The sequence below is a fragment of the Actinoallomurus soli genome (genome assembly GCF_024055715.1).
GTDB classification, from domain to species: Bacteria; Actinomycetota; Actinomycetes; order Streptosporangiales; family Streptosporangiaceae; genus Actinoallomurus; species Actinoallomurus soli.
The window spans coordinates 1,271,454-1,297,375 of the sequence record NZ_JAMXMV010000001.1 but is presented as its reverse complement, the minus strand read 5'-3'; the positions used below and the strand labels follow the sequence as shown (position 1 = coordinate 1,297,375).

Below are 25,922 nucleotides of genomic sequence, written 5' to 3'. Positions count from 1 at the left end.
CGCCCCCCGGGGGGGGCCCCCGACGCCGTGTGGGCGGATCCTCGCTCGCCTGAGCACCCCGGGCGGACCCGCGCTCGGCCTCACGTCTCGACCCGGGCGAGACACGAGAACGGCCGGGCCCTCGCGATGACACGATGGCGATTCATTGCCGCCACGTTTCACTTGTTTTCATCGATATTCATCGAGTCGCCGGTCGTTGCGTTCCCCCGCCAGGACCGTTGTGCATGTTCCCGGCGCCGCGGCGTCGAGCGCCTTGACGTGACCGCTCCGCCGCTCATACTTCCCCCCTGAATCACCATTCCGTATTTCGCGTCGCGTTCGATATATCGAACGCGACCCCCTTCGCGAGGAGATCCATGAATCGTCTGCTGGGACTCCGCCGGTGGGGCCCCGTCGCTTCGGCCTCATCGGCCGCCGCGCTGGCCGCGGCGGTCATCGTCCTCCCCGGATCCGCGCACGCGGCCGCCGGCTGTCAGGTCAACTACACGATCAGTTCACAGTGGCAGGGAGGCTTCGGCGCGAACGTGTCCGTGACCAACCTGGGCGACCCGGTGTCGAACTGGACGCTGACATGGTCGTTCGGTGCCGGGCAGCAGGTCACCCAGGCCTGGAACGCCACCGTCACGCAGAGCGGGTCGAACGTGACCGCCAACAATGCGAGCTACAACGGCTCACTGGCCACCGGCGCGAACACCAGCTTCGGCTTCAACGGTTCCTGGAACGGCAGCAACCCGGTACCGACCGACTTCGCGCTGAACGGAGTCGCCTGCACGGGCGGCGTCTCGGGCGGCGGCACCCCGACACCCACTCCGACTCCGACTCCGACCGGTGGGAACTGCTCCCTCCCCTCCACGTACCACTGGACGTCGACAGGCGCACTGGCGACACCGAAGAACGGGTGGGTCTCACTCAAGGACTTCACCAACGTCGTCTACAACGGCAAACACCTGGTCTACGCCTCCAACGTCTCGGGATCCTCCTACGGCTCGATGGCCTTCACCCCATTCACCAACTGGTCCGACATGGCCTCAGCCGGCCAAACCGGAATGAGCCAAGCCGCCGTCGCACCCACCCTGTTCTACTTCGCCCCCAAGAACATCTGGATCCTGGCCTACCAATGGGGCGCCTGGCCCTTCATCTACCGCACCTCCACCGACCCCACCAACCCCAACGGCTGGTCCACCCCCCAACCCCTGTTCACCGGCAGCATCACCGGCTCCAGCACCGGCCCCATCGACCAAACCCTCATCGGCGACGGCACCAACATGTACCTGTTCTTCGCCGGCGACAACGGCCACATCTACCGCGCCACCATGCCCATCGGAAACTTCCCCGGAAACTTCGGCACCTCATACACCACCGTCATGAGCGACTCCACGGCCAACCTGTTCGAAGCCGTCCAGGTCTACAAAGTCCAAGGCCAAAACCAATACCTCATGATCGTCGAAGCCATGGGCGCCAACGGACGCTACTTCCGCTCCTTCACCGCCACCAGCCTGAACGGCACCTGGACCCCCCAAGCCACCAGCGAAACCAACCCCTTCGCCGGCAAAGCCAACAGCGGAGCCACCTGGACCAACGACATCAGCCACGGCGACCTCGTCCGCACCAACCCCGACCAGACCATGACCATCGACCCCTGCAACCTCCAACTCCTCTACCAAGGCAAATCCCCCACCGCCACCGGCCCCTACGACCAACTCCCCTGGCGCCCCGGCCTCCTCACACTCCAACACTGACCACCCACCAGGCATGATCGGGGGGCAGACCGCCTCGGCCACCCCCCGATCCCTGCTCGGCGGGTACTCCCTGGAGGCCGGCGAGAGGGGATGCCGCTCGCCCGGTTCCGGGTGCCGCCGGACGACTTCTCCTTCGGCGTGCCCTGTCAGTCGTCCAGCACTGCCAAGGCGTCGATCTCCACGAGCACCCCCGGCGGAAGGCTCATGCAGACGGTCGTGCGGGCGGGGAAGGGCTCCCCGACGACCGCCGCGTACGCCTCGTTCATCCCGGCCAGGTATGCGGGATCGGTGAGGTAGACGCGCAGCATCACGCGACGTCCTGCAGGCTCGCGCCGCCCGCCGTGAGCACGGCGACCACGTTGCGCAGGGCCTGTGCGGTCTGTTCGGTGACCGTGATGCCGACGACCTGGCCGGTGTCCGGATCAAGCGGGAGCTGCCCGGAGACCTGCAGGACGGGGCCCTTGCGGATGCCCTGGGACAGCGGGGCCGCCAAGGTGGGGGCGTTCTCGGTGGTGATGACGGTTCTGGTCATGGTGTGTCCTCGACGATGTGCGTACGGAGGCGGACGAGGGTCAGCCCCAGGCCTGCCGTTCCTGGCCGCGGGGATCGTCGACCTGGATCCACTCGGCGGCGATGCGCATGGTGGCCCTGCGCTCGGTGTCGTACGGGTCCCAGCCGGGGTCGCCGGTCCTGGCGAACCGAACCCAGGTCTCGTGCATGCGGGCGGCGAGATGCGCGGGGGGCCCGTCGGGGCCGAGCAGGGCGGCGGGGCCGCGCAGCCGGGGGAGGTGCGCGCGATCGAACACGAAGGGCAGTTCCACCGCGTGGGTGGCGCCGAGCTCTCCGTCCAGGGCGTGGGAGCGCCAGGCGAACTCATAGGCGTAGGTGGCGGACCGAGCATGAGCGGCGTGTGCGCCGGCCAGGGCCCAGCTGCCCGCTCCGAACAGCGCGTCGCCCATGATGGCGGAGCGCAGTTCACCGAAGGACGCCTCGGGCCGTGCCTTCCGGTACGTCGCGACGAGTCGCGCCGGATCCGGATGCGACCGGGTCGCCGCGTCCTCGACGTCGCCGGCGGTCGAGGTGGAGTACCTGTCCACGGGGACCAGGTAGAGGTTCCCCTCCTCGGTATTGGTCCCGATGAGCAGGTCGACGTCGGCGCCGAGGCCGGCGGCGACGGATTCGGCGGGCTGCGTGTCGAGGACCAGGCTGAAGGGGCTGAGTCCGATCAGGGGGTCGCGGTGCGTCTCGGATCGCAGGTCGATGCCCGCGAGCCGGGAGGCGGCCTCGACGAGTCGGTCGTCGGAGACGTCCGTGAAGGCGTCGGCATGGGGCTCGACGCCCAGGGCCTCGGCTGCCGCCCTGGTGACGCGGGCGGCCTGCTCGGTGGTGAACGCGCCCAGGCCGCTGCCGCTCTGGACGATCGCACGGCGGAAGAGTCCCGTGGCTTCGGGAGCCGCCAGGACGCCCCCGACGATGGTCGCCCCGGCCGACTGGCCGAAGAGGGTGACGTTTCGCGGATCACCGCCGAAGGCGGCGATGTTCTCCTGGACCCACCGCAGCGCGGCGACGACGTCGAGCAGACCGCGGTTGGCGGGAGCGCCGGGGAGGTCGAGGAATCCGGCGATGCCGAGCCGGTAGTTGAGGGTGACGAGGACGACGCCGTCGCGGGCGAAGGCGGAGCCGTCGTACAGGGCGGACCGCGTCGATCCGGCGACGAATCCGCCGCCGTGGACGAAGACCATGACGGGCAGGTCGCCGCCGCCGGCGGCGGCGGGCGCCCAGACGTTGACGGTGAGGTAGTCCTCACCACGACTCCAGCCGGGGCCGAAGTACGGGGCCATGTCCACGCTGCCGAGCCTGCGCTCGGACTGCGGCGCGTTCGGCCCCGGCGTGGTCGCGTCCCGTACACCGTCCCACGGCTCGTGCGGCCGGGGCGGCGCGAACCGGCCGGCGCCGCGGGGCGGGGCGGCGTAGGGGATGTTCAGGAAAGCGGCGGTGTCACCCTGGCTCAGGCCGCGGACGACCCCCTGCACCGTGGTCACGACGGGGTCGGGATGGTGGTTCACGTGGTTCCTCTCCGCGCGTCTCAGGCCTGCTCGGTGTACGGGGCGAAGGGTGCCCAGCCCTTGATGGCGAACCGGTCCCCCTCGCGTGCCACTTCCGCGGCGCCGTGGCCGCCCAGATGCGCGGGGATCACGAGAGCGTTGTTGTCGGCCGCCCAGCCCAGCACCTTGCGGCGGGTGGCGCGGGCGCCCGCGGGGTCCTCGCAGAAGCAGCTGTTGGAATCGGGTTCGAGGATCTGGACCGGGCTGTGCAGCATGTCGCCGACGAACACCGCGCGGTCCGTCCCGGAGGTGAGGGTCAGCACGGAGGATCCGGGGGTGTGCCCGGGAGCGACCTCCAGGCGGAGGTCGGCGTCGATCTGGTGGCCGTCCTCCCACAGCACCGTCTGGCCGGCCTCGTGCACCGGGGCCACGCTGTCTTCGAAGACGTTCTGGTTACCGCGGCCGAGCACCGACTCGTGGTCGTTCTCGGGATTCCAGAAGTCGAAGTCGACCTTCGGCATCAGGTAGACGGCGTTGGGGAAAGTGGGCACCCAGCGCCGACCGTCCAAATACGTGTTCCAGCCGACGTGATCGACGTGGAGATGTGTATTGATCACAATGTCCACGTCCTCGGGCTGGACACCGGCGCGTGCGAGATTGGCCAGGAAGCCCGTTTCGAGGTGGCTCCATACCGGTGAGTACGGGCGTTCCTTGTGGTTGCCCACTCCGGTGTCGACGAGGATGGCCTTGCCCTCGCTGCGCAGCAGCCAGGTCTGGATCGCGGAGTTCACGATATTGGTCTCGCGATCCAAGAAGTGCGGGGTCAGCCAGGAGGGTCCGTCGTCCCATACTTCCTTCGGGCTTTTCGGGAAGAAGGTGTCGGGCGTCATTTCGACGGAACCGTAGTATTCCCATACTCGGGTGATGGTGACGTTCCCGAGTGTGATCTGCTCCATGAGACATCCCTGGAATCGGCGAGCATTTTCTCGGACCCTACGAGCGATCTCTGTTCGCGCGGTATCCGTCACGTGACTGCACCTGCGCGTGGGCCGGGTCCGGGGCGGCTTGTAGCCTGAGACATCGGCAAGGCGGCTCCGATCGAGAAGCCATATTCATTGGAGTTTCCGTGGACGAGCACACAGGCGACCTCCGGACGGTCACGAGACCGGAGCCGGATCCGGAGGAGCCGATCGTCGGCCGGGACGCGGAGCTGGCACGCCTCCTCCGTGCGGTGGACTCGGCGTCGGCCGACCCGGTTCTGCTACTGCTCGGTGACGCGGGCGCCGGGAAGAGCGCGCTGCTGAGGCGTGCGGTGCGCCGAGCCGAGGCCGGCGGTGTCCGCGTCCTGCGGGCCGAGGGCAGCGAGTCGGAGTCGAGCCTGGCGTTCTCCGCCCTGCACCAGTTGCTGCGGCCGGTGCTGGCCGAGGCGGACGGACTGCCGGACGGGCAGCGCGCCGCGCTCCAGGACGCCTTCGGGTCTGCCACGCCGCGGCATCCGAGCGCACCCGGTCTCATGTCGCTCGGGGTCGCCGTCCTGAGTCTGCTGTCGGCCGTGGGCGACCGGCGTTCCCTGCTCGTGGTGCTGGACGACGCACAGTGGTTCGACCGTGCTTCCCTGGACGTGCTGTCGTTCGCCGTCAGACGGCTGGACGGTGAACCGGTCACGACGCTGATCGCAGCCCGGGGCGGCGACCAGATCCCGGGATTCGACCGTCACGTGCCGACGCTTACCCTCGGGCCGCTCGACGACGCCGCGGCCGATCGGCTGCTCGACCTGCAGCCGAAGAGCCCCACCGGCCACATCAGGACGCTGATCCTCGATCAAGCGGGCGGCAACCCACTGGCACTGGTGGAGCTGACGAGGGCGGCCACCGCACACGACACGGCCACGGGGCTGCCGTCCGCAGGTCCGCTCCCGCTCACCGATCATCTGGAGCGGATCTTCGCCGCCCGGTTGGAGGACCTCCCCGCCGCCACGAGGCGCGCCCTGCTGCTCTTGGCCGCCATGGACAGCGTCGACTCAACGATCGTCGCCTCGGCCGGGCTTCCGAGCCCCGAGGACGATGCCTGGTCGCCTGCCGAACGGGCCGTCCTGGTCCGGCGGACCGGCCGTGACGTCCGCTTCCGTCACCCACTGGTCCGGTCCGCCGTGTATCACGCGGCGTCCCTGGGCGCCCAGCGCGAGGCTCATCTCGCGCTCGCCGAGATGCTGCGGGACGAACCGGATCGGCGTGCCTGGCATCTGGCCGCCGCGTGCCCGCGCCCGGACGCGGCCGTATCGGCGGCGCTGGAGCGGACCGCCGACCGGGCCCGCCGGCGCGGGGGTCACGCGGCGGCGGCCAAGGCACTGCAGCGCGCCGCGGAGCTCACGCCGCAGCGAGAGGACAGCGCCCGGCTGCTGGTCGAAGCCGCGTCAGCGGCCGTGTTCACCGGAGACCTCGCCTGGGTCGAGGAACTGACCGCCGCGGCGCGGGTGCGCACGGACGATCGGGCGCTGCTGGCCTCCGCCGCGGTGCAGGCCGGACGGCTGGCGGTCCTGACCGGACGCCACACCACGGTCTTCTCCCGCCTGACCGACACCGCGGAGGACCTGGCGGTCGCCCAGCCCGCCGCAGCACTGGATCTCCTGGCCGACGCCGCCGTGGTCCGCTTCTACTCAGGAGAGGACACCCAGCGCCACCGCGTCCGGGACATCCTGGAGCGCCTCCCCGAGGACGCCGCACACGCAGGCCCGCGCACCTGGGTGCGGGCCGTGTCGGACCCCTTCGACGACCGGGCCGGGCTCGTCCGCCTGCTCCCGCGGGCGGCCGCCGACGCGGAGGCCCGGCCGGAGCACCTCACCACCGTCGGGATCATGGCGTGGCTCCTCGACGAGACCCCGCAGGCCGTCCGTGCCTTCGACGAGGCGTTCGACCGCTGGAAGCTGGAGGGAGCGCTGCCCAACGGGCTGGGCGGCGCGGTCGCCTGGGCGTATGTGGAACGAGGACGATGGGACCAGGCCCGTGAGGCCTGCGCCCGCACCACCGCGATCGGCCGGGGGGCCGGCCTCGACCACGCCGTGGCCTGTGCGGCCACCGTGGACGCCACCGTACTGGCCTACCAGGGTGACGCGGCGGAGGCCCGAGCCCGGGCCGAGGACGCGCTCACCCTGATCGATCCGCTGGAGAGCCGCTCGGTCTTCGTCTATGCCCGTCGTGCGCTCGGCGCCGCGGCGGCCGCGGAAGGCGCGTACGAGACCGCGTACGACCACCTCCGCATGGTCTTCACGGCGGACGGCGCGCCCGTGCACTATCACGCCTCCTACCCGGCGCTCGCGGATCTGGCCGCCGCCGCGGTGCGCTGCGGCCGCCGCGAGGAGGTCGGCCCGATCGTCGAGCGTTCCGCACGAGCGCTCGCACAGAACGCCTCTCCCCGCCTGCGCGCGCTGATCAGCCGAGCCCGCGGCCTGCTGGCGGACCCCGAGGACGCCGAGCCGCACTTCCGGGCGGCCCTGGCTGATCCGGTACTCGAGCACTGGCCCTTCGAGCGCGCGCAGAGCCTGCTCGACCTCGCCGAGTGGCTACGGCGCCGGCGGCGCATCGCGGAGGCGCGGGCGCCGCTCACCGAGGCCCTGGAGACGTTCCGCCGCCTGGGCGCACGCCCGTGGATCGAGCGCGCACGGGCCGAATCGCGGGCCGCCGGGCTCGCCGTCACGAACTCCGCCCCCGACGCGCTCGCCGAACTCTCCCCCCAGCAGCAGCAGATCATCAGGCTCGCCGCCCGCGGACTGACCAACCGCGAGATCGGCGAGAAGCTCTTCCTCTCCCCTCGCACGGTGAGCTCGCACCTCTACCGCAGCTTCCCCAAGCTGGGCATCACCGCCCGATCCCAGCTGCGCGACCTCATCGAGGGCACCCTCACGACGTCCGGCCGCCAGGACTGAGCAGGCGCCCGGCCGTGGAAGCAGTCACCTGACGCATACCGCGTGCCTTCCCCTCGGACCAGACTGACCACGGGGGCGAGGAGGCGGTGACGTGGCTTCACCGCGGTGGTCACCTCCCTGGCGATCGGCGACCCGCACCCCCGCGACCAGCTCCGTACTCTGCTCGCCGGGATGCCCGTGGTCCTTGCCGGCGTGACGCTCCGGGGCCTGTTGGCGGCTTTCCCTGTCGCGTCCCGTCTGGCCTTCCTGCTGCTGATCTTCGCCGCGGTCTATGCGCGCCGCTTCGGACAACGGGGTCTCGATCTCGGGACCTTCGCCTTCCTGGCCTACTTCCTCTCCCGCACGGCAGGCCCTTCAGGTGACCGCCGCGGCCACGCTCGCGACACTCGGCGGGCATCTGATCGACCCGCGTCTGTGGTACTGGGCCGTGGCCACGGCATGGGTCGTCTTCATCAACGCCGAGCACACCGGGGACATCCTGCTGCAGAGCGGTCGGCGGCTGGTCGGCACCGTGGCCGGGGTGCCGTTCGGATACGGCCTCGCCGCCCTGGCCGCCGGGCACACGAACGTGGCCCTGGCCTTTCTCCTCGTCTGCGTCTTCGGGATGTTCTCCACCCCTTCCGACAGCTACTGGGCGGTGACCTTCCTCATCACCGGCTCGCTCAGCATGGTGCTCGCAGTCCTGCAGACCCTGTCCTCGGAGCTGCTCCTCCTGCGCGTCCAGGAGACCGTTCTGGGAGCCGGGTGCGGGATTCTGGCAGCCGCGATGGTCGTCCCCACGAGCGTTCACGCGGTCGCCGAAACGCGTCTGAGGGAGCTGCTCTCCGTCCTCGACCGGATCGTGTGTCCCGCGCCGCGGGCCGATGTCCCGGAACGCGCGCCTGATCACCGTGACCTCGGCCGGGCGCTGGATGCCTTCCGCAAGGCCTGCCGCCCCTTGGTGCATCCGCTCAATCCCCGCCGCGCCGAACGCGTCCGGGTCCGACGTCTTCTCGAACGAGTGGAGGCCGCATCCTTCCACGCGCAGAGCCTCGCCCGGAAGGGGCCGCCTGCCGACGGCTCGCACCGGACATCATGCATCGGGTGCACCGGTCGGAGGATCGAAAACCCGCCGGTCCGGCGGTCTCGGCCGGCCGGCGGTGAGGTCGGCGCGGATGGCGAGGGTCTCCCGGACGGCGTAGTAGACCAGAACGTACCCGGCGGCGGGGTCGGCCTGCCACCAGCCGAGGGCGGCGTTGAGGACCAGTGCGACCAGTACGGCGGTGGCCAGCAACGCGTCGATGAGCGTGACCCTGCCTTCGGTGCGGAGAACCGGGTTGCCCAGTGCAATGCCGGTTCGGTGCTTGCCGTAGGCCAGCGAGAACATCACCGCAGCGGTGGTCGCGGTCCAGCAGATCCCCGCGATGCTGTGGCCCGGGCGGTGGCCGACCAGCAGCACCCAGGTCGACTGCACGCTCAAGTAGACGGCGAGCAGCACGAACGCGGCGGCGATCAACGCGAGCGCACGACGTCGGCGGTGCTCTCCCGATCCGGACAGTTCCCACACCACCACAGCCGAGGCACCGATCTCGATGAGGGAGTCCAGACCGAATCCCGCCAGCGCGACGGAGCGTGCCCGCCATGCCGCCAGAGCCAACAGCGCCACTCCGGCGACGTTCCAGCCGAGCGTGACGTATTCCAGCCGCAGTCCCCGGCGCACCAGCCGGGCCTCACTCTGCATGATCAATCGCTGCCTCACCGGAAAACGCTCGTCATCGTGGAGTCTGTCGGAAATCCCGGTGAACGACGATGCGGCCCGGCTGCTGATCACCGGGATGGCGAGTTCGCCGGCCGCCGGGTCGGTGCACATCCCAGTAGTAGTCCTATATGTCCCTTACCGCGGCCCGGATCTCCTGGAGGAGGAGAGCAAGGTCGGCTTCGGTGGTGCCGGGATGGAGAATGCAGGCGCGCAGGGCCGCCGCCCCGGACAGACGGGTGCCGGTGATGAAGGCCTGTCCGCGCCGCTGCACGGCGGCCGGGATCGCCTCGTTCAGCGCCTCCGCTGTTCCCGTGTCACGGCCTGCGGGCCGATACCGGAAGGCGACGATCGAGGTGATGGCCGGAGCGAGCAGCTCGAAGTCGTCAGCGGCCTCGACCATGGCGGCCAGCGAGCGGGCCAGCCCGGTGCCATGCCGCACCCGGTGGGCGATCCCGTCCCGTCCCAGATGGGCGATCGTGGCCCATACCCGCAGGGCGCGGAAGGGGCGGGTCTGCTCGGGGCCGTACTCGGAGAACCAGCCCAGCTCGTCCGCGCCGCTCTCGCGCAGGTAGGGGGGCACCAGGCTGAAGGCGTCCCGCGGACCGGCCGGGTCGCGGAACAGGACGCAGCCGGCGTCGACCGGGACGCCGAGCCACTTGTGCGGGTCGAGGGCGAGGGAATCGGCCAGCTCCATCCCGGCGAAAGCGCGGCGGGCGTCCGGGGAGTCGGCGAGGACGCCGAGCGCGCCGTAGGCACCGTCGACGTGGAACCACAGCCCATGCTCGCGCGCGACCTCGACGACGTCGCCCAAGGGGTCGATCGCCCCGGTGTTCACCGTGCCCGCGCTCGCCGCGACGGCCAGGGGCCGTATCCCCGCATCCTGATCCGCCCGGATGAGGCGGCGTAGTGCATCGATGTCCATGCGGAACGCTCGGTCCACCGGGACCGCGCGAACGTACCGGCCGCCGAGACCGAGGAGCTCGGCCGCCTTGTGCACGCAACTGTGTCCCTCGGCCGACACGTAGACCGCCAGCGGAGGGTGCCCGTACAGGCCGGTCTCGCGCACGTCACCGACCACCCGCTGCCGAGCCGTGGCGAGCGCGATGATCGTGGCCATGGACGCCCCGCTGGTGAGCAGTCCGGCCCCTGGCGGGTGTGGAAAGCCCACGAGCTCCGCCAGCCACCGCACGGCGGTGCGCTCCAGCAGGGCACCGCCGTGCTCTCCTCCCGCGCAGCTCGGATTCATCGCCGCGGCCAGCGGGGCGACCAGCACTCCGGCCGGTGACGGCGGAGAGTTGACCCAGCCGAAGAACCGGGGATGCCCGTTTCCCATGGGGTAGGCCAGCACGTGGTCGCGCACATCGGCCAGCAGGTCGGTCACGGGCCGGCCGGCGGCGGGCAGTGGCTGCCCGGTCAGCCAGCGGCGGTCCGCCTCCGCGACCGGCTGCCACACCGGCCCGCCGGGCACGGCGGCCAGGTGGTCCATCGCCGTGTCCGCAGCGAGCCGCGCCGCCCGGCGCAGGTCATCCATCGCGGCCTCCGCTACGGGCGCGGTGGTGCCCGTCACCCGGCCGGTCCAGCGTCATGGCCAGGTAGTACACACACGGGTCGTCCGAGTCATTGGCGAAGGCGTGCCGGCGGTCGCCGGGAAAGTAGGCGGCGTCCCCGGCCTCCAACCGGTACGGCACGCCGTCCACCGTCAGCCGCAACCGCCCGGTCTCCACCGCGGTGTACTCGTGCGACCCCGGGGCATGGGGGGAGAACTCACCCGCGTCCACCCCCGGCCCCAGCGTGGTCCGCATGAATTCGAACTCGACGCCCGGCAGGACGGGGGAAAGGATCCGGCGCTCCCAGCCGGACGGATCGCGAACGACCCATTGCCCCTCTCCGGACAGGATCACGGCATCGGGGCGGACCGGCTCGTCCAGGAGCCGGGCGATCGAGGTACCCAGCGCGGTCGCCAGCCGGTCCAGAACCAGCACGGTCGGTGTCTTGGCGCCCCGCTCCACCTCCGACACCATGCTCCGACTGACCCCGCTCAGCTCAGCGAGCCGTTCCAGGGTCATGCCCCGAGCCCGCCGCTCGGCCCGGAGCCGCGCCCCCAGCTCGGCCATGGACAGGCCGCTGGACAGAGCATCACGCTCACTCACCCTTCCACTATAGCGATCGAATTCCGCTGCAGAAGAGATGCTCTCTCCGAATCGCGGTCACCCCTGAGGCCCGGACGGCCGGAATGCCGAGACTGGTGAAACTTTCAACTCGGGACCGCACCCCGAGGTGCCATGACAGCCCCTGCGCACCCCGGTATCGGCAATCCCCGCCCGGGTCCCGACTTTTGATGACCAGAGGCGCTACCAGCAATCCCCGCCATTTCCACCTGACGCTCCGACATCCGGTCGACAGAAGGTGGATCCACCGCGCCGGGTGGCGCGCACCGCATTCCCGGTCAGCCGGTCAGCAGGCGATTGACAACAGTCGGCACAGACGTAGGGTGGCGGCCAGTGTTACCGGTAACACAGCTGAGGCGAGTCCCGGCACTTCACCCCACACCCGTATCCCAACGGCGTCCTCCGATTGGCGGTCCCGTCGCCCGCCTCATTCGTCCCCACCATCTCGCGCAAGGAATGGCATGAGACACCCACCCCGCACCGTCCGGCGAAAAGGTACGGCCAACGACACCGCCGTGGAGCTCTGGGCCTGCAATGGCGGCGGCAACCAGAAGTGGTCCCGCAGTTGACCCGGGAGGAGGTTCCCATGTACAGCGCACGCACCAAGAAGGAGCACCGCACCTTGACGGCGATGCTGGTCATGGTGGTCGCGGGCGCGGTCGCCCTCGCGGTCACCCTGGTCGCCAACCCGGCTCGGGCCGACGTCACCGGCGCCCTGCGCGGCGTCGGTTCCGGCCGGTGCCTGGATGTGCTGGGCCAAAGTCAGACCGACGGTACCAACCTGCAGATCTATGACTGCTGGGGCGGCGCGAACCAGCAGTGGACGTCGACCTCCAGCGGCCAGTTGACCGTGTACGGCAGCAAGTGCCTCGATGTGCCGAACCACGCGACCGCCGCCGGTACCCGGGTGCAGATCTGGACCTGCAACGGTGGCACCAATCAACAATGGCGGGTGAATTCCGACGGCACGGTGGTCGGCGTGGAGTCCGGACTGTGCCTGGACGTCACGGGCGCCGGTACGGCCAACGGCACCGCGGTGGATCTATGGACGTGCAACGGCGGTTCCAACCAGCAGTGGACCGGCCTTTCGGGCACGACTCCGACCCCGACTCCGACTCCGACCGGTGGGAACTGCTCCCTCCCCTCCACGTACCACTGGACGTCGACAGGCGCACTGGCGACACCGAAGAACGGGTGGGTCTCACTCAAGGACTTCACCAACGTCGTCTACAACGGCAAACACCTGGTCTACGCCTCCAACGTCTCGGGATCCTCCTACGGCTCGATGGCCTTCACCCCATTCACCAACTGGTCCGACATGGCCTCAGCCGGCCAAACCGGAATGAGCCAAGCCGCCGTCGCACCCACCCTGTTCTACTTCGCCCCCAAGAACATCTGGATCCTGGCCTACCAATGGGGCGCCTGGCCCTTCATCTACCGCACCTCCACCGACCCCACCAACCCCAACGGCTGGTCCACCCCCCAACCCCTGTTCACCGGCAGCATCACCGGCTCCAGCACCGGCCCCATCGACCAAACCCTCATCGGCGACGGCACCAACATGTACCTGTTCTTCGCCGGCGACAACGGCCACATCTACCGCGCCACCATGCCCATCGGAAACTTCCCCGGAAACTTCGGCACCTCATACACCACCGTCATGAGCGACTCCACGGCCAACCTGTTCGAAGCCGTCCAGGTCTACAAAGTCCAAGGCCAAAACCAATACCTCATGATCGTCGAAGCCATGGGCGCCAACGGACGCTACTTCCGCTCCTTCACCGCCACCAGCCTGAACGGCACCTGGACCCCCCAAGCCACCAGCGAAACCAACCCCTTCGCCGGCAAAGCCAACAGCGGAGCCACCTGGACCAACGACATCAGCCACGGCGACCTCGTCCGCACCAACCCCGACCAGACCATGACCATCGACCCCTGCAACCTCCAACTCCTCTACCAAGGCAAATCCCCCACCGCCACCGGCCCCTACGACCAACTCCCCTGGCGCCCCGGCCTCCTCACACTCCAACACTGACTCACAAGACCCACGACGCCCACGAACCGGCGACCGCCGACGCATAGGTGAGCCCGGCACCGTCCGGTGGACCGCGGAATCATCCCCGCGAGCGCTCGCGGGGATGATTCCGCGGTCAAGGGCGAGCCGTGGACGAACCGGTGTCTCCCGGGTCGCCACGCCAACCGGGGCTTCTCGCGGATGCTTACTTAATGTACGCTATTGATCACGATAAGCGATCCGGGGGTTCCATGAACCACGAGTCCGCACAGGTTGATTCCGGCGCCCACGAACGACTGCTATTGCGATTCCGCATACTCGACTCCGACGGTAACGGCTATCTGGACAAGACCGACTTCGACCGGCTCGCCACCAAGGTGCTCAGTGCCCTGGGCGAGCCGCGCCAGTCGGCGAAGGGCCAAGCGGTTCTCAACGGGCATCACCGCTTCTGGGCGGGCCTGTGCGCGTCCCTCGACGCCGATGGCGACGGCCGGGTCAGCCTGGCCGAGTACCTCGCCGGATTAGGCGACCCCGGCGATGCGGCACGGGCCGTGACCGAGTACGCGACCTCGGTGGCCGCACTGGTCGACCGGGACGACGACGGATACGTCGAACGGCACGACTTCCTCACCTGCATGACCGCGAGCGGGTTCGCGGAGGCCAACAGCGCCGCCGTGTTCGAGGAGCTGGACGAATCAGGCGACGGCCGGATCCCGGTCGACCATTGGGCCGCGGCGATCGTGGACTGGTACAGCTCCGAGCGCACCGACATCCCCGGCCATGTCCTCGTCACACCGCCTGATGCTTGATCAGGACAGGTATCACGCCGGCGGCTACATCCGGGATCACGCCGGGTACCGCAGCCCGCTGGTCAGATCTGGTCGGCCGCGCCCGCAGCGGCTACGTCGCCCGACGGCCCCACGGCGGTCGCGACAAGCTCGGACCTCTGTGTGAGATCGCCTGTACCGGGCTCGGGGTCACCTTCGACACCGGTCTGCGCGCCCGGGCCTTGACCAGCGCGCAGGTGCTCCCGCTGCTGACCGAGGTCCCCATCGGCCCCGAGTCCCGCCCGGGCGCGGGGGACGCCGTCACTCGGCGTCCTCCCCCGCTCTCCGGGACGGCTGCGGGCCTGGCACGACGACACGCGAACCGCTCCCAAGCCCGGCCGGGGCCGCTGGAGAGCCGCCGGCGGGCAGACTGAGCACCATGAGAGTGATGCAGTGGCGCAAGGACGCGCGATGAGTCGGGTGTTGATCACCGGCTCGGCCGACGGGCTGGGGCTGGCCGCCGCGCAGACCCTCATGCGGGACGGCCATGAGGTGGTCGTGCACGTGCGCAGCCAGGCCCGGCTCTCCGCTGTCCGCGACCTGCTGGAGTCGGGCGCCCGGGCCGTCGTCGGCGACCTCGCGGACCTTCGGCAGGTCCGGGAGGTCGCCGAGCAGGCCAACGACGTCGGACCGATGAACGCGGTGATCCACAATGCCGGTGTCTACTCCGGTTCCCAGGTCATGCCGGTCAACGTCGTGGCGCCCTACGCGCTCACGGCCTTGGTGGACCGACCCGCGCGGTTGGTGTACCTGAGCAGCGGCATGCACCGGTCGGGTCGCGCGGTGGTCGAGGGGATGGACTGGAGCGGTCGCCGTCAGACGGGGAGCTACTCCGACAGCAAGCTGTTCGTGACCGCACTGGCCCTCGCCGTCGCGAGGCTGTGGCCCGAGGTGCTCAGCAACGCCGTCGACCCGGGCTGGGTGCCGACCCGCATGGGTGGCCCCGGCGCCCCGGACGACCTGCGGCTCGGACACCTCACCCAGGAGTGGCTCGCCACCAGCGAGGATCCGCTGGCGCTGACCAGCGGCGGCTACTGGCACCATCAGGAGCGCATCAGGCCTCATCCCGCTGCGGGCGACGAGCGTTTCCAGGACGCCCTGCTCGGGCAGTTGACGCAGTTCACCGGGATCTCCCTGAAGTGATTCACGCATCGACGATGAGCGACTCGGTCGTGTCGCACCTTCTCGACGGGCTCCTGGCACCGGGGCCGTGTGCTCTTCATCGGTGACGCGGCTCACGCCTGTCCCCCACGCTCGCGCAGGGCGCCGCCATGGCTCTGGAAGACGCCCAGGTCCTCACCGAGATGCTGGTCGCGGCCGACCACCTGGACGACACGCTTCTCCAGTCCTTCACGGACCGCCGAGTGCCCAGGGCCGAAGCCGTCGTCGAGGCCTCACGGCAGATCGTCCAGTGGACGCTGGCGCGGAACCCGGGCGATGTGCCAGCCCTGCAGGCCCGGATCGCCGCGATGGTGACGAATCCCGCCTGACACGACGCGCAGCCGACCGCGCGGGCGTGGTCCGGCGGCTCCGGGCACTCGCGGTGGTGCCGCCGGACGGTGTTACCTCCCTGTCCTGGGCCTGGCGACCGGGAAACGATCGAGGTCGTTGCCCAGGGTGATGCGGCCGCGGTAGCGGGCCTTTTGCGCGCTGCGGTCGGCGGCCCTCTGCCAGGCGGCCTCGGAGAGGACCGACGGGTCGGCCGGTGAGATGTGGCTGATCACGATCTGCCGGGCTCCCGATTCGACGCCGATCGCGCCCAGATCGCCCACCTCGGTGTGGACGGTGCCGATGTGCTCGACGACCGCGGGGGGATAGCCGATCGCGGCGACGGCGTCGCAGTGGAAGGCCTCGTGGACGAGGATGTCGGCGCCGGCGGCCAGGCGCGGGATGTTGGGCGTGCGGGCGGTGTCGCCGGAGAAGACGATCACGCCGTCTCCGGTCTCGATCCGGTAGGCGAGCGCGGGGGAACACCGGTCCGTGCGGGACGAGGATCGCGGTGACTTTCAGGTCGTCGTTCTCCATCACCGGGAACGGGACCATCTCCGGCGCGGTGTTCGACGCGCTGGCCCCCGCCGATGCGGGCGGCTGGATCTCGTGGACCCGGAGGTAGTCGGCCATGTCGCTGCCCATGTGCTCGGCGATGAAGCCGTTGGTGGAGTACGCGAACGCCGCGTTCGACAGGCGCAGCAACTCGGCGACGCCGGGAACGGGATCGTCCGCCTCGACCCAGTGTGAGCCGGGCGGCGGACCGGCGGGCAGGCGGCCTGCCGAGCCGGGCCCGTACACCTCGATCGGCTTCTGGAAGCCCTGCGCGCCGACGACTCCGGCGCTGAGCAGCGGGAAGGAGAACAGATCCACGGTGTGGTCGGCGTGCAGGTGCGTCACGAAGATCGCCGTGAGGGACGGCATGGACAGCCCGGCCCGCATGAACTGGGTGACGGCCGCTCGTCCGGCGTCGATCACGTACGTGCGGCCGTTGACCACCAGCGCGGACGCGATACCGGTACGGGCCGCGAGGGGCGGCGGTCCAGCGGCCGTCCCCAGGAGGAACAGTTCGGTGCCGCGGCGGCCGGGGCGCCGGCCGCCCGGCGCGGCCTGTGCGGCCGGCGAGCGCGGCCGCGCCGCCTCCGAGAACGGCGGTCCTGAGCACCGCGCGACGGCCGGCCCAGGAGGCGGAGACCGGGGTCTCGGGCGCAGCGTGTCCGGTGGGGCGTTCAGCGAGATGGGATGCGCAGGTGCACACGGGATCAACTCTCGGCCGACTGATGGTGCCCGGCGTTCACTCGGGCCAGGGGTGCCACCAAAGGAAGCAGGGGCACCGTGGCAGCACCAGACCGCAGGTGATCGTGATTCCGGATCCAGACCATCCACGGAATGAATACTCACTCCCGCTACAGCCCTTCAGACCGGTCGTACCGCCGGCTCCGGGAAGCGCGGCATGGCGATCTGCGGAGCCGGCCGCCATCCAGGCCGTGGATGGTGACCATACGGCAGATCGATTCCACAAGTCGTGATGGCGGCCACATGATGGCGGCCATGGTCAAACCGCCCCGGTCGGCCGGAGGCACTCTCGCCGCCGCCTGCTTCGCGATCATGCTGGCGCAGATCGCCAACGTGATCCCCGCCCCCATCAACGGCGAGATTCAAACGTCACTGCACGCGACCGGTGTCGGCCTGGCGTGGGTGACGTCGGCGTTCCTGCTGCCGACCGCGATCCTGGAACTCAGCTTCGGGGTCCTGGGCGACCTGCTCGGCCGCCGCCGGGTCATGCTGGCCGGCACGGCACTGCTGGCCGCAGGCTCCCTGGTGGCAGGCTCGGCGCACACCGTGCAACTGCTGTGGGCCGGGCAGGCGATCTCCGGGATCGGCGCGGGTGCGCTCATCCCGACGTCGCTGGCCATCGCCGTCGCCAGCGCCCGCGACGACCACGAACGCTCCCGCGGCGTCGCACTGTGGACCCTGTCGATGTCGATCGGCACCGTGCTCGGCGTCATCATCAGCGGCGCGGTCAGCGAGAACGCCTCCTGGCACCTGTCCTTCTACGCGATCGCCCCGCTCGCGGTGCTCAGCCTTCTCGCGACCGCGCTGCTGGCCGCCGAGTCTCGCCAGCCGGAGGGCCGGTCACTGGACTGGGCGGGGCAGAGCACCATCGCCATCGGGATGTTCTGCCTGCTGTACGGAATCGTGCAGGGCGCGGGAAGCTCCTGGTCCACCTCGGTGATCATCCTGCTGGCCATCGGAGTGGCCGGGCTGGTGGCGTTCGTGGTGGTCGAGAGCCGGGCACCGGCGCCGATGCTGAACCTCGCCGTGTTCCGCATCCCCGCCTTCAGCGCCGCGGCGCTCGCCGCCGTCATCGGCATGTTCTCCTTTCTCGGCAGCGTCTACGTGCTGAGCATCCGGATCGGCGCGCTGCAGCACAAGACGGGGATCGCCGCCGCCGCGTTCTTCATCGTCCTGCAGGGCGTACCGTGTGTCCTCGGCCCCGCGCTGCCCAAGGCCATGCGTCGCTTCGGCGCCCGCCGGCTGGTCACCGGTGGCCTGGTGCTGCTGGCCATGGGCGAGTTCTGGCTGGCCGCCACCCCGGTCACCACCTCTTCGCTCGGCGCGCACGTCGGACCGCTCCTGCTGGAGGGCGTCGGCTTCCTGTTCGTGGTCTCGGCCATGACCTCGGCCGCGATCTCGGCGGTCCCCCTCTCGGCCACCGGCATGGCCAGCGCCGCGATCAGCACCGCCCGGGACTTCGGTATGTGCATCGGCCCCACGATCGTCAGCGCCGTGGCGCTCGGTGCCGCCGGCTCCGACCTCCCGCACCGCTTGGCGGGTCTCGCGCCGGACACGACGGCGGCCGCCGGCCACGCCGCGGCCGCCGGCGGGCCTTTCGCGGTCCTGTCCATCCCCGCAGCCGCCCCCGCCGCCCTGCGCGCGCTCTCGCACGGATACTCGCTGGGCCTGATCATCTGCGCCTGCGCCGCGTTGGCGGCCGCTCTCACCACCGCACTGTGGCTGCGTGAATCCACCGACCGGCAGGCGGCCCCCGCCCCCGTCACCGCCCCGGCCTGACAGGCCGGCCCCAGAGCCGCTCGAAGGCGAGACAGGACGTCGCCGTCGAGGTCGCGGGTGCTTCGCACGTGATCACCGTGGTGTCACAGATCGCCGGGCTGTCTTGTCTTAGCTGACCAGGGGGAAGAATGGGCCAGAGCCAGTCCGGCGACCCGAAAGGGAGGCGATCACTGTGGGCGGCACCGGGTCGGCGGACCATCCGGGTGGGCCGGCGGACCTCGACGAGGCCATGGCGGTCTTCGCCCGCGTACGGCCGCGCCTGTTCGGCATCGCGTACCGGATGCTCGGCAGCGCGACCGAGGCCGAGGACCTGGTGCAGGACGTATGGCTGCGCTGGCAGTCCTACGACCGCGGCACCGTGGCCGACCCGACCGCGTTCCTGGCGACGACGACCACCCGGTTGGCGATCAACGTCCTGCAGTCGGCACGGGTCCGGCGCGAGACCTACGTCGGTCCCTGGCTTCCCGAACCCGTCGACACCAGCGCAGACCCGTACCTCGGTGCCGAACGCGGCGAGGCCCTCAGCCTCGCCGTGCTGTTCCTCCTGGAGAGGCTCTCGCCCACCGAACGCGCGGCGTACGTCCTGCGCGAAGCGTTCGACTACCCCTATCCCCAGATCGCGGACATCGTCCAGGTCGGTGAGGCGGCGGCCCGGCAACTCGTCAGCAGGGCCCGTAAGCACCTGCGGTCCGAGCGCCGGGCACCGGTGACCGGCGCCGAACAGCGCAGGCTGCTGACCGCTTTCGTCGCCGCGGCCCGCACCGGCGACCTCGCCGCTCTGGAGAAGATCCTCGCCGCGGACGTGGTCAGCTACTCCGATGGCGGCGGCGCCGCCCGGGCGTCTCGTTTCCCCGTGGTGGGCGCGGTCCGCGTCGCCAAGTACGTCAGAGCGTTCGCGGACCGGTTCTGGACCGGTGTCGACGTGCGATGGGCCGGCGTGAACGGGCAGACGGCCGCCCTGCTCCACCGCGACGGCGAGCTGTTCACGGTCCTCACCGTCGACGCCTCCGACGATGGCATCGAGCAGGTCCTGTGGATGATGAACCCCGGCAAGATCACCGCAGCGTCCGGCGCCGCCTGACATCGTCCTTCCGGACGCGAGAGGGCGGTCACAACAGGAAGGACTGTCCTGTCTTAACTGGCGACCCGACCGGAGTGAGGACAGCGTGCGGACGATCCCGACCGTCGGTGGCCACGCCACGGCGAACAGCGCCACCCGCCCCCGGACGCCTTCGTCCCGCCGCGAGGACGGCCGGCCATGACCCGCGCGGACGCCGCCGCTTCGCTGGCGGAGATGCTCGACGAACGGCGGCACCTGCTGAGGATCGCCGAGTGGATGTTCGGCGCGGTCACCGCCGACCAGGTCGTCCACGAGACCTATCGCCGCTGGTACGAACTCGACGACGACGAACGCGCGAGCATCGCGGTGCCCCGGGCCTGGCTCACGCGAGTCGCGGGAGGCATCTGCCTGGACCTGCTCGCCGACTGCGAACACGGCGACCCGGCCATTCGCTGGGACACGGTTCGCCGGGCGGAGCCTCACCGCACGCCCGACCCCATCGCCGCCTGGCTGCAACGCCGTCCCCGGCAGGACCGCTCCGAGGAGGCTCTGCTCGCGAGACACGATCAGGTGGTGCGCCGGTTCGCGGCGGCATGCGACACCGCGGACACCACCGCGCTCGAAGAACTCCTCGCCGCCGACGCGATGGTGGTCAGCGATGGCGGCGGCAAGGTACGTGCCGCGGTCCATCCCACCCACGGCGCGGACGCGGTCGCTCGTTTCATCACGACCCTGCTGGCCGGGCGCCCCCGCACCGCCGTGACCGTCGAATCCGTCAACGGCCGCACCGGTCTGGTCCTGCACCGCACGGGCCAGGTCGTCGCGGTGGCCGGCGTGAGCACCGCCGGCGCGGAGGTCACCGCGGTATGGATCACGCTGAATCCCGACAAACTGCGGAGCTGGCGTGGGGGCCCCCCCCCCTCCCCGCGGGCCTGAGCGGCGTTGGCCGACGCGCGGGATGAAACGCCGTCTCAGATGAGTTCCAGCTCCCCGTCGATGGTGAGGACATGGCCGGTGGGTGCTGTCACACACGCGGTCGCCGTCTGGTCCTAGCAGATGCCGGTTCTTCCGGCGGCTCACGCGAACGGCCCGGCCCTCTCAGGCGAGGCGGCCGGACCAGGCGCAGCCTGCTCTTCCAAGAAGGGACGACGAACGATGACATCTCACGGTGACCTGCCCGTACCGGAGCACGGCCTCCTCCTCACGCACTTCCTGACCGTCCGCGACGTCGCGATCTCAAGGCGCTTCTACGCCGACGTCTTCGGCGGCGAGGTCGTGATGGAGGAGAACCCGGCGATCGTGAAGATCGCCAACAGCTGGATCATCATGAACCCCGGCGGCGGACCCACCCCCGACAAGCCGGACGTCACCTTGGACGTACCCCAGAGCGGCGAGCGAGTGTCCGGCTTCCTGAACGTGCGCGTGGCCGACATGGACGTCTTCTACGCGCATGCCGTCGCGAAGGGCGCCCGCTTCCTCACCGAGCCCCTCGACCGCGTCTCGGAACTGCGCTGCTACCTGCGCGACCCCGACGGCTACCTCATCGAGGTGGGCCAGTCCACCGGCCTGCTCAAGGGAATTCTGGCCGATGTGCCCGCGGAGTCCTGACCGGGGCGTTCCCGCACGTTGGAGGCGTGCCCCGGCGCCCCTCCGGCTCGGCGCTTCGCAGCGGCTCCGCGGCCGAGTCCGGGGAGCGCAGCGCTCAGGAGGCGGGGACGGGGAGGCCGGCGGCGAGGTGGTCGAATGCTTGGTCGATGAGCGCTTGCAGACCCTCGATCCCCGTCTCCGGTGTCCAGCCGGTGAAGGCCACGCGGAAGGCCGACCCCGTCGCCGCCGCGAGCAGCCGCGGATAGAGACTGTCCACCGGGCATCCGATGCGATCGGTGAGGGTGTCGACGAGCCTGGTCTCAAGGCGAAAGACCGCGTGCAGGATCTTCGTCCGCAGTTCGGGACACGCGCTGAACAGCATCTTGCGGGCATCCCAGCCGGTCTGTGCGGCGAAGCTGGGCAGGGTGTCGTCCATCGCTCGGCGCAGCGCCGTGAGCGGCGCTTCGTGCGATGGCCGCGCGGCGAGTCTGGCGGCGAACTCGTCGGTGAGGCGCTGGTCCCAGGCGAAGAGTGCCGCCTCCTTGCTCTCGAAGTAGTTGAAGAAGGTCCGGCGGGAGACGCCGGCGGCGTCGCAGATGTCGTTCACGGTGACGGCCGGGGGGCCGTGCTCCAGGAAGAGCCGGATCGCGGCAGCGCGCAGGGCCTCACGAGTCTCGGCCTTCTTACGCTCGCGATGTCCTGTGGCTGCGTCCTGCATGTCGACCAAGTCCCCTCCAACGGCCGAGGATCAGCGTACCCACGACGGGTCGAATGCACTGGTGCAAATTTGCACCAGTGCAGAATTCGCTAGGCTGAGCCCCATGGCATCTGCGGACGCAACGACGACACGTGCCGGCGACCTAGTGCGGACACTCGTGATGGGCCTCTGGCTCCCCGCGCTCTTCCTGGCCGGGTTGCTCTTCTCCTTCCTGCCGGCCTTCCATCACCCGGCACCGCATCACGTCAAGGTCGCGGTCGCCGCTTCACCGGCCACGACGGCGCAGTTGCAGCACCGGCTCGACACCGCGATCCCGGGCGGCTTCACCTTGCAGCCGGTCGACTCGGAGGCCGAGGCGCGCTCCGCCGTCCTCAACGGCGACGTGGTGGCGGCATTCGCGCCGGCTCCACACCATCCGCAGTTGTTCGGCGCCAAGGCGGACGGCGCCGCCATGGAGTCGGTCATTCGCCAGGTCTTCACCTCCGGCGCCCAGACGGCCGGCACCACCCTCGACTTCCAGGAACTGGTCCCGACCAGGCCGGGAGACACCCTGGGCACCAGCCCGTTCTACCTGCTGATGGCCTGCACTCTCCCCGCCTACTTCCTCGTGGTCTCCATGCAGCGGGCGGTGGGCTTCAGCCGTCGAGCACATGTGGCCACGATGGTCGGCGGCGGCGCCGTCGCCGCCGTCGCCTGTTACCTGACGGGCGCTTACGGGATGGACGCGATCCCGCAGCATCCGCTCGCCCTGCTGTATTTGTTCCTGCTGACGCAGACCGTGTCACTGACCTCCTACGGGCTCGTGTCCTTTCTCGGCCCGTTCTTCCCCGGCGCCGCCGTCACGCTGTTCATCATGCTCAGCGTGCCCTCCAGCGGCCTTACCGTCCCCGTCGACCTGCTCCGGGGCTTCTTCCGCCTCCTTCACCCCGTCCTGCCGATGGGCAATGCCGCGGACGCCCTGCGCAATGTCGACTACTTCGACGACCGGCACCTGGGCCGGCCCACCGCGGTGCTCTGCGCCTGGATCGCGGCGGGCACCGCTCTCATCGTGCTCGGATACGTCAGGCACCTCCGCCAACTCGTGCGCGAAGCGCAGGCCGGCATGACGGACCATGTCCCTGCGCCCCCCGCAGAGGACCCCACCGTGGAACTCCCCGAGCCGGTCGCACTCCCCCCACGCCAACACCATTTCGGCACGCAACCACCGATACTGACCGGGCAGGTCAGCGGTCCTGCCGGAGAACCGCTGCCGGACGCCACCGTCACGGTCACCGACCCGCGCGGACACCAGCTCCTCCATACCCGGACGGACAAGAACGGCGAGTACGCGGCCACCGGCTTCCACGACGGTTTCGCCATCGTCGTCGCCGGCGCCCCCGGCCGGCAGCCGGTCGCCACGCGGCTGCACCTCAGCAACGCCACACCGGTGAACCAGGACTTCACCCTGACGCCCGGCCGGCAGGCCGTTCCGGGATCCAGGAGCAGCCGCCGAGCGACCACGATCGCCCACGACCAGGGCAACGCCGGTCGCACACTCTGACGTCCGGCGTCCGAATCAGCGGCGCCTCCCGCCGCGCCCCGAGCCGGTCTTCACGCACGCCGACGCCGCGCCGTGGTACGTCCGGCGCGGCGAAGGTCGCGTCTGTGCGGGGCCGGTGGTACTCGCCTACCGGACCTGGCCGGTCGGGCGGATGCGGTTCTCCGTGGTGGCCCGGTCTTCGGCCGTGCCGGTTCCCGCGTCCGGCGACTCCTCGCGGAAGCCGATCTTCCGGTGGGTCCCGTCGCACAGCGGTTTGCCGGCGGAGTGGCCGCACCGGCACAGCGTCATCCGGTTCCGGATCTCCAGCGGCCGTCCGTCCGCGCGCTGAACGGGCACGCCGCCGGTGACCCACAGCGCGCCGGCCAGGCCGTTCTCCTCTTCGAGGACGGAGATGGCCTGCGGGAGGTCGGGCTCGATGGTCTCGCCGCCGCGTTCCAGGGCGTAGCTGTAGGAACCCGACGGGCAGTGGTCGATGCGGCCCATGATGTCGGACCGGACGTCGCTGTCCTCGGTGTCGGCGAGCATGTCGGCGATGGGCCGGGTGCGCCCGATGCAGAACGCGGCGTGGACGCACAGTTCGCCGACGCGCCGGGCCGAGATGCCCACACCGTCGTGCACGTGCTGCAGTTCCTCGTACGGCCGGACGTCGGCGGTCTCGGTGCCGTCGAATCCGATCCGGGCGTGCGTCCCGTCGCAGAACGGCTTGGCGGACGAGTGACCGCAGCGGCACAGCGCATAGGTGGCCTCGGTGGCCAGCGTCTCGCCGGTCCTCCAGGTCAGCGCCGCGTCGTTCCCGGGAGCGACGATCTTGCGTTTGCGCTTGAGCGGGACCCCGCCGTACACGAGGTAGGGGCCGTCGGGCAGCACGACGATCCGCTGGGAGCCGTCGGCGCTCCAGCGGCGGTGCTCGGGTGGGACGTACTCGAAGGTCGGGCCGGCCGTCGTGCCCTCCCCGTCGGGCATCCGCATCAGGACCTGGGCCTGGGCCTTGAGCCGGTACATGGTGGCGGTGGCGACCGCGAGCAACCTCGGGCTGCCGTTGAACGCCTGTTCCAGCAGGTGCAGCAGCAGACAGTACGTGTCGTTGAACTCCTCCTGGGCCGTACGGATCGCGCTGCCCGGGGCGTGGTCGGCGATTCGCGGGTTGGGCCTCATCGGGAGAACGCCGGCGAGGTCCACGGTGATCGGCTCGCCGGTGGGCCCGGAGCGCGGGGTGTCGCCGCGCCGGTAGCGCCGGCCGGCTCTGAGCTCCTGGAAGCGGTAGTAGTGGGCGACCTCGTCCCGGTCGGGGTGGTGGACGTCCGGGTCGCCGTCCCAGACGGCGCCGCGGGAGGTGCCCTCGCCCTCTTCGACGATCTCCTCCAGCGCGGCCAGCGCCGAGGCCAGGTCGGTGACGGCGATCATGCGTCCGGCGGTGTTCCGGAAGTGCCCGGCGTGCAGCTGGCGGGCCGGATCGCCGCTGAAGACCGCGCGCTCGCCGAGCCGGTCGCACAGGCGGCGCAGCCCGTCCTCGATCGCGTCGTAGAACTGCCCGATCGTCTCGTAGGCGTCGCCCTCCGGTGGGGCGCCGGGCGGCGCCGGCCGTTCGAGCCGGAGGAACATGTCGAGTGCCTCGGCGCCGAACGGAAGCAGGGACAGTTCCAGGGAGGGGTCCGCGTGCGGCAGCCGCCGGGGATGCGACGGCAGCGTTCGCGGCGTGTCCAGCCGCGGACGCCCGCCGACGGCGTTGAGCAGGTTCGCGGCCAGTGCCAGGTGGAGCATCTCCTCGATGAGGACTCCGGCCACCGCCTCGACGGCTTCGGGATTGCGTTGCGGGTCCAGGGAGTAGAGCGCGCACAGGTACGGCGGCAGGGTCGCGTGTTCCAGCTCGATCGCCCACTGCAGGTGCTCGCGGAGATCGTCGATCGTGGCGATCCGCCCGACCGTGGCGGAGGCGACGGCATGCTGTTCCCGCACTGGATGATTCACGGTGTCTCGCTTCGGCTGTCGGAAGGGGATCTC

Annotated in this window: 21 protein-coding genes and 2 pseudogenes; 12 read left to right on the top strand and 11 right to left on the bottom strand. The window is 70.4% G+C overall.

Going from position 1 to position 25,922, the window contains the following annotated elements:
- The first annotated feature begins 356 nt into the window (after positions 1-356).
- Entirely contained in the window at positions 357-1,739 is a 1,383-nt protein-coding gene (locus NDW01_RS05845; protein ID WP_252817300.1) for a non-reducing end alpha-L-arabinofuranosidase family hydrolase, read from the top strand.
- A gap of 146 nt (positions 1,740-1,885) precedes the next feature.
- Here the strand turns inward: NDW01_RS05845 and NDW01_RS05840 are convergent, their stop codons facing one another.
- From NDW01_RS05840 to NDW01_RS05825, 4 genes are read right to left on the bottom strand one after another with little or no spacing between them, the layout of a single operon-like run.
- Entirely contained in the window at positions 1,886-2,047 is a 162-nt protein-coding gene (locus NDW01_RS05840) for a RidA family protein (protein ID WP_252817398.1), read from the bottom strand.
- Positions 2,047-2,271 (bottom strand): Rid family hydrolase, encoded by a 225-nt coding sequence (locus tag NDW01_RS05835; protein ID WP_252817298.1) that lies wholly within the window; start codon positions 2,269-2,271, stop codon positions 2,047-2,049. The genes NDW01_RS05840 and NDW01_RS05835 overlap by 1 nt, the downstream gene beginning before the upstream one ends.
- Positions 2,272-2,311: 40 nt before the next feature.
- Positions 2,312-3,805, bottom strand: coding sequence for a carboxylesterase/lipase family protein (locus NDW01_RS05830; protein ID WP_252817296.1), 1,494 nt, complete (start codon positions 3,803-3,805; stop codon positions 2,312-2,314).
- A gap of 20 nt (positions 3,806-3,825) precedes the next feature.
- Positions 3,826-4,740, bottom strand: a complete 915-nt coding sequence (locus NDW01_RS05825) for an MBL fold metallo-hydrolase (protein WP_252817294.1) — start codon at positions 4,738-4,740, stop codon at positions 3,826-3,828.
- Between the two features lie 170 nt (positions 4,741-4,910).
- Between NDW01_RS05825 and NDW01_RS05820 the strand changes: the two genes are divergently transcribed.
- Both NDW01_RS05820 and NDW01_RS44230 read left to right on the top strand, forming a co-directional pair.
- On the top strand, positions 4,911-7,706 hold the full coding sequence (locus NDW01_RS05820) for a helix-turn-helix transcriptional regulator (RefSeq protein WP_252817293.1): 2,796 nt from the start codon (positions 4,911-4,913) through the stop codon (positions 7,704-7,706).
- Positions 7,707-7,977: 271 nt separating this feature from the next.
- Positions 7,978-8,451: pseudogene (locus tag NDW01_RS44230) on the top strand (FUSC family protein); the annotation flags it as partial.
- A gap of 327 nt (positions 8,452-8,778) precedes the next feature.
- On the opposite strand, the gene NDW01_RS05815 reads toward NDW01_RS44230, so the two are convergent.
- From NDW01_RS05815 to NDW01_RS05805, 3 genes are read right to left on the bottom strand one after another with little or no spacing between them, the layout of a single operon-like run.
- On the bottom strand, positions 8,779-9,516 hold the full coding sequence (locus NDW01_RS05815; RefSeq protein ID WP_252817291.1) for a cation diffusion facilitator family transporter: 738 nt from the start codon (positions 9,514-9,516) through the stop codon (positions 8,779-8,781).
- Positions 9,517-9,568: 52 nt separating this feature from the next.
- Entirely contained in the window at positions 9,569-10,975 is a 1,407-nt protein-coding gene (locus NDW01_RS05810) for a pyridoxal phosphate-dependent decarboxylase family protein (RefSeq protein ID WP_252817289.1), read from the bottom strand.
- Entirely contained in the window at positions 10,968-11,594 is a 627-nt protein-coding gene (locus NDW01_RS05805) for a helix-turn-helix domain-containing protein (protein ID WP_252817287.1), read from the bottom strand. Before NDW01_RS05805 ends, NDW01_RS05810 begins: the two co-directional genes overlap by 8 nt.
- A gap of 604 nt (positions 11,595-12,198) precedes the next feature.
- Here NDW01_RS05805 and NDW01_RS05800 point away from each other — a divergent pair.
- The 4 genes from NDW01_RS05800 (at position 12,199) to NDW01_RS05785 (ending at position 15,943) form a co-directional block, all read left to right on the top strand.
- Complete coding sequence (locus tag NDW01_RS05800) at positions 12,199-13,647, top strand: non-reducing end alpha-L-arabinofuranosidase family hydrolase (protein ID WP_252817285.1); 1,449 nt, start codon at positions 12,199-12,201, stop codon at positions 13,645-13,647.
- 281 nt (positions 13,648-13,928) lie between these two features.
- A complete protein-coding gene (locus NDW01_RS05795; protein ID WP_252817284.1) occupies positions 13,929-14,435 on the top strand; it encodes an EF-hand domain-containing protein in 507 nt (168 codons plus the stop codon).
- 429 nt (positions 14,436-14,864) lie between these two features.
- Positions 14,865-15,596, top strand: a complete 732-nt coding sequence (locus tag NDW01_RS05790) for an SDR family NAD(P)-dependent oxidoreductase (protein ID WP_252817283.1) — start codon at positions 14,865-14,867, stop codon at positions 15,594-15,596.
- Positions 15,597-15,724: 128 nt separating this feature from the next.
- Positions 15,725-15,943, top strand: coding sequence for a hypothetical protein (locus NDW01_RS05785; RefSeq protein ID WP_252817281.1), 219 nt, complete (start codon positions 15,725-15,727; stop codon positions 15,941-15,943).
- A 72-nt stretch (positions 15,944-16,015) separates the two neighbouring features.
- Here the strand turns inward: NDW01_RS05785 and NDW01_RS05780 are convergent, their stop codons facing one another.
- Together NDW01_RS05780 and NDW01_RS44225 are read right to left on the bottom strand one after the other, a co-directional pair.
- A complete protein-coding gene (locus NDW01_RS05780; protein ID WP_252817275.1) occupies positions 16,016-16,384 on the bottom strand; it encodes an MBL fold metallo-hydrolase in 369 nt (122 codons plus the stop codon).
- 424 nt (positions 16,385-16,808) lie between these two features.
- A pseudogene (locus NDW01_RS44225) lies at positions 16,809-16,940 on the bottom strand (MBL fold metallo-hydrolase); the annotation flags it as partial.
- 552 nt (positions 16,941-17,492) lie between these two features.
- On the opposite strand from NDW01_RS44225, the gene NDW01_RS05775 reads away from it, so the two are divergent.
- The 4 genes from NDW01_RS05775 to NDW01_RS05760 all read left to right on the top strand — a co-directional run bounded on the left by NDW01_RS05775 (position 17,493) and on the right by NDW01_RS05760 (position 21,684).
- A complete protein-coding gene (locus NDW01_RS05775) occupies positions 17,493-19,016 on the top strand; it encodes an MFS transporter (protein WP_252817273.1) in 1,524 nt (507 codons plus the stop codon).
- A 172-nt stretch (positions 19,017-19,188) separates the two neighbouring features.
- Positions 19,189-20,097 carry an RNA polymerase sigma-70 factor gene (locus NDW01_RS05770; RefSeq protein ID WP_252817271.1) on the top strand — a complete coding sequence of 303 codons (909 nt, stop codon included), beginning with the start codon at positions 19,189-19,191 and terminating at the stop codon, positions 20,095-20,097.
- 177 nt (positions 20,098-20,274) lie between these two features.
- Positions 20,275-21,012 (top strand): nuclear transport factor 2 family protein, encoded by a 738-nt coding sequence (locus tag NDW01_RS05765; protein WP_252817269.1) that lies wholly within the window; start codon positions 20,275-20,277, stop codon positions 21,010-21,012.
- A 219-nt stretch (positions 21,013-21,231) separates the two neighbouring features.
- Complete coding sequence (locus tag NDW01_RS05760; protein ID WP_252817267.1) at positions 21,232-21,684, top strand: VOC family protein; 453 nt, start codon at positions 21,232-21,234, stop codon at positions 21,682-21,684.
- Positions 21,685-21,778: 94 nt separating this feature from the next.
- On the opposite strand, the gene NDW01_RS05755 is transcribed toward NDW01_RS05760, so the two are convergent.
- Positions 21,779-22,381 carry a TetR/AcrR family transcriptional regulator gene (locus NDW01_RS05755; RefSeq protein ID WP_252817265.1) on the bottom strand — a complete coding sequence of 201 codons (603 nt, stop codon included), beginning with the start codon at positions 22,379-22,381 and terminating at the stop codon, positions 21,779-21,781.
- 103 nt (positions 22,382-22,484) lie between these two features.
- Here NDW01_RS05755 and NDW01_RS05750 point away from each other — a divergent pair, with 103 nt between their 5' ends.
- Positions 22,485-23,921, top strand: a complete 1,437-nt coding sequence (locus tag NDW01_RS05750; RefSeq protein WP_252817263.1) for a carboxypeptidase regulatory-like domain-containing protein — start codon at positions 22,485-22,487, stop codon at positions 23,919-23,921.
- 126 nt (positions 23,922-24,047) lie between these two features.
- Here the strand turns inward: NDW01_RS05750 and NDW01_RS05745 are convergent, their stop codons facing one another.
- A complete protein-coding gene (locus NDW01_RS05745) occupies positions 24,048-25,877 on the bottom strand; it encodes a ferritin-like domain-containing protein (protein ID WP_252817261.1) in 1,830 nt (609 codons plus the stop codon).
- Positions 25,878-25,922 lie beyond the last annotated feature (45 nt).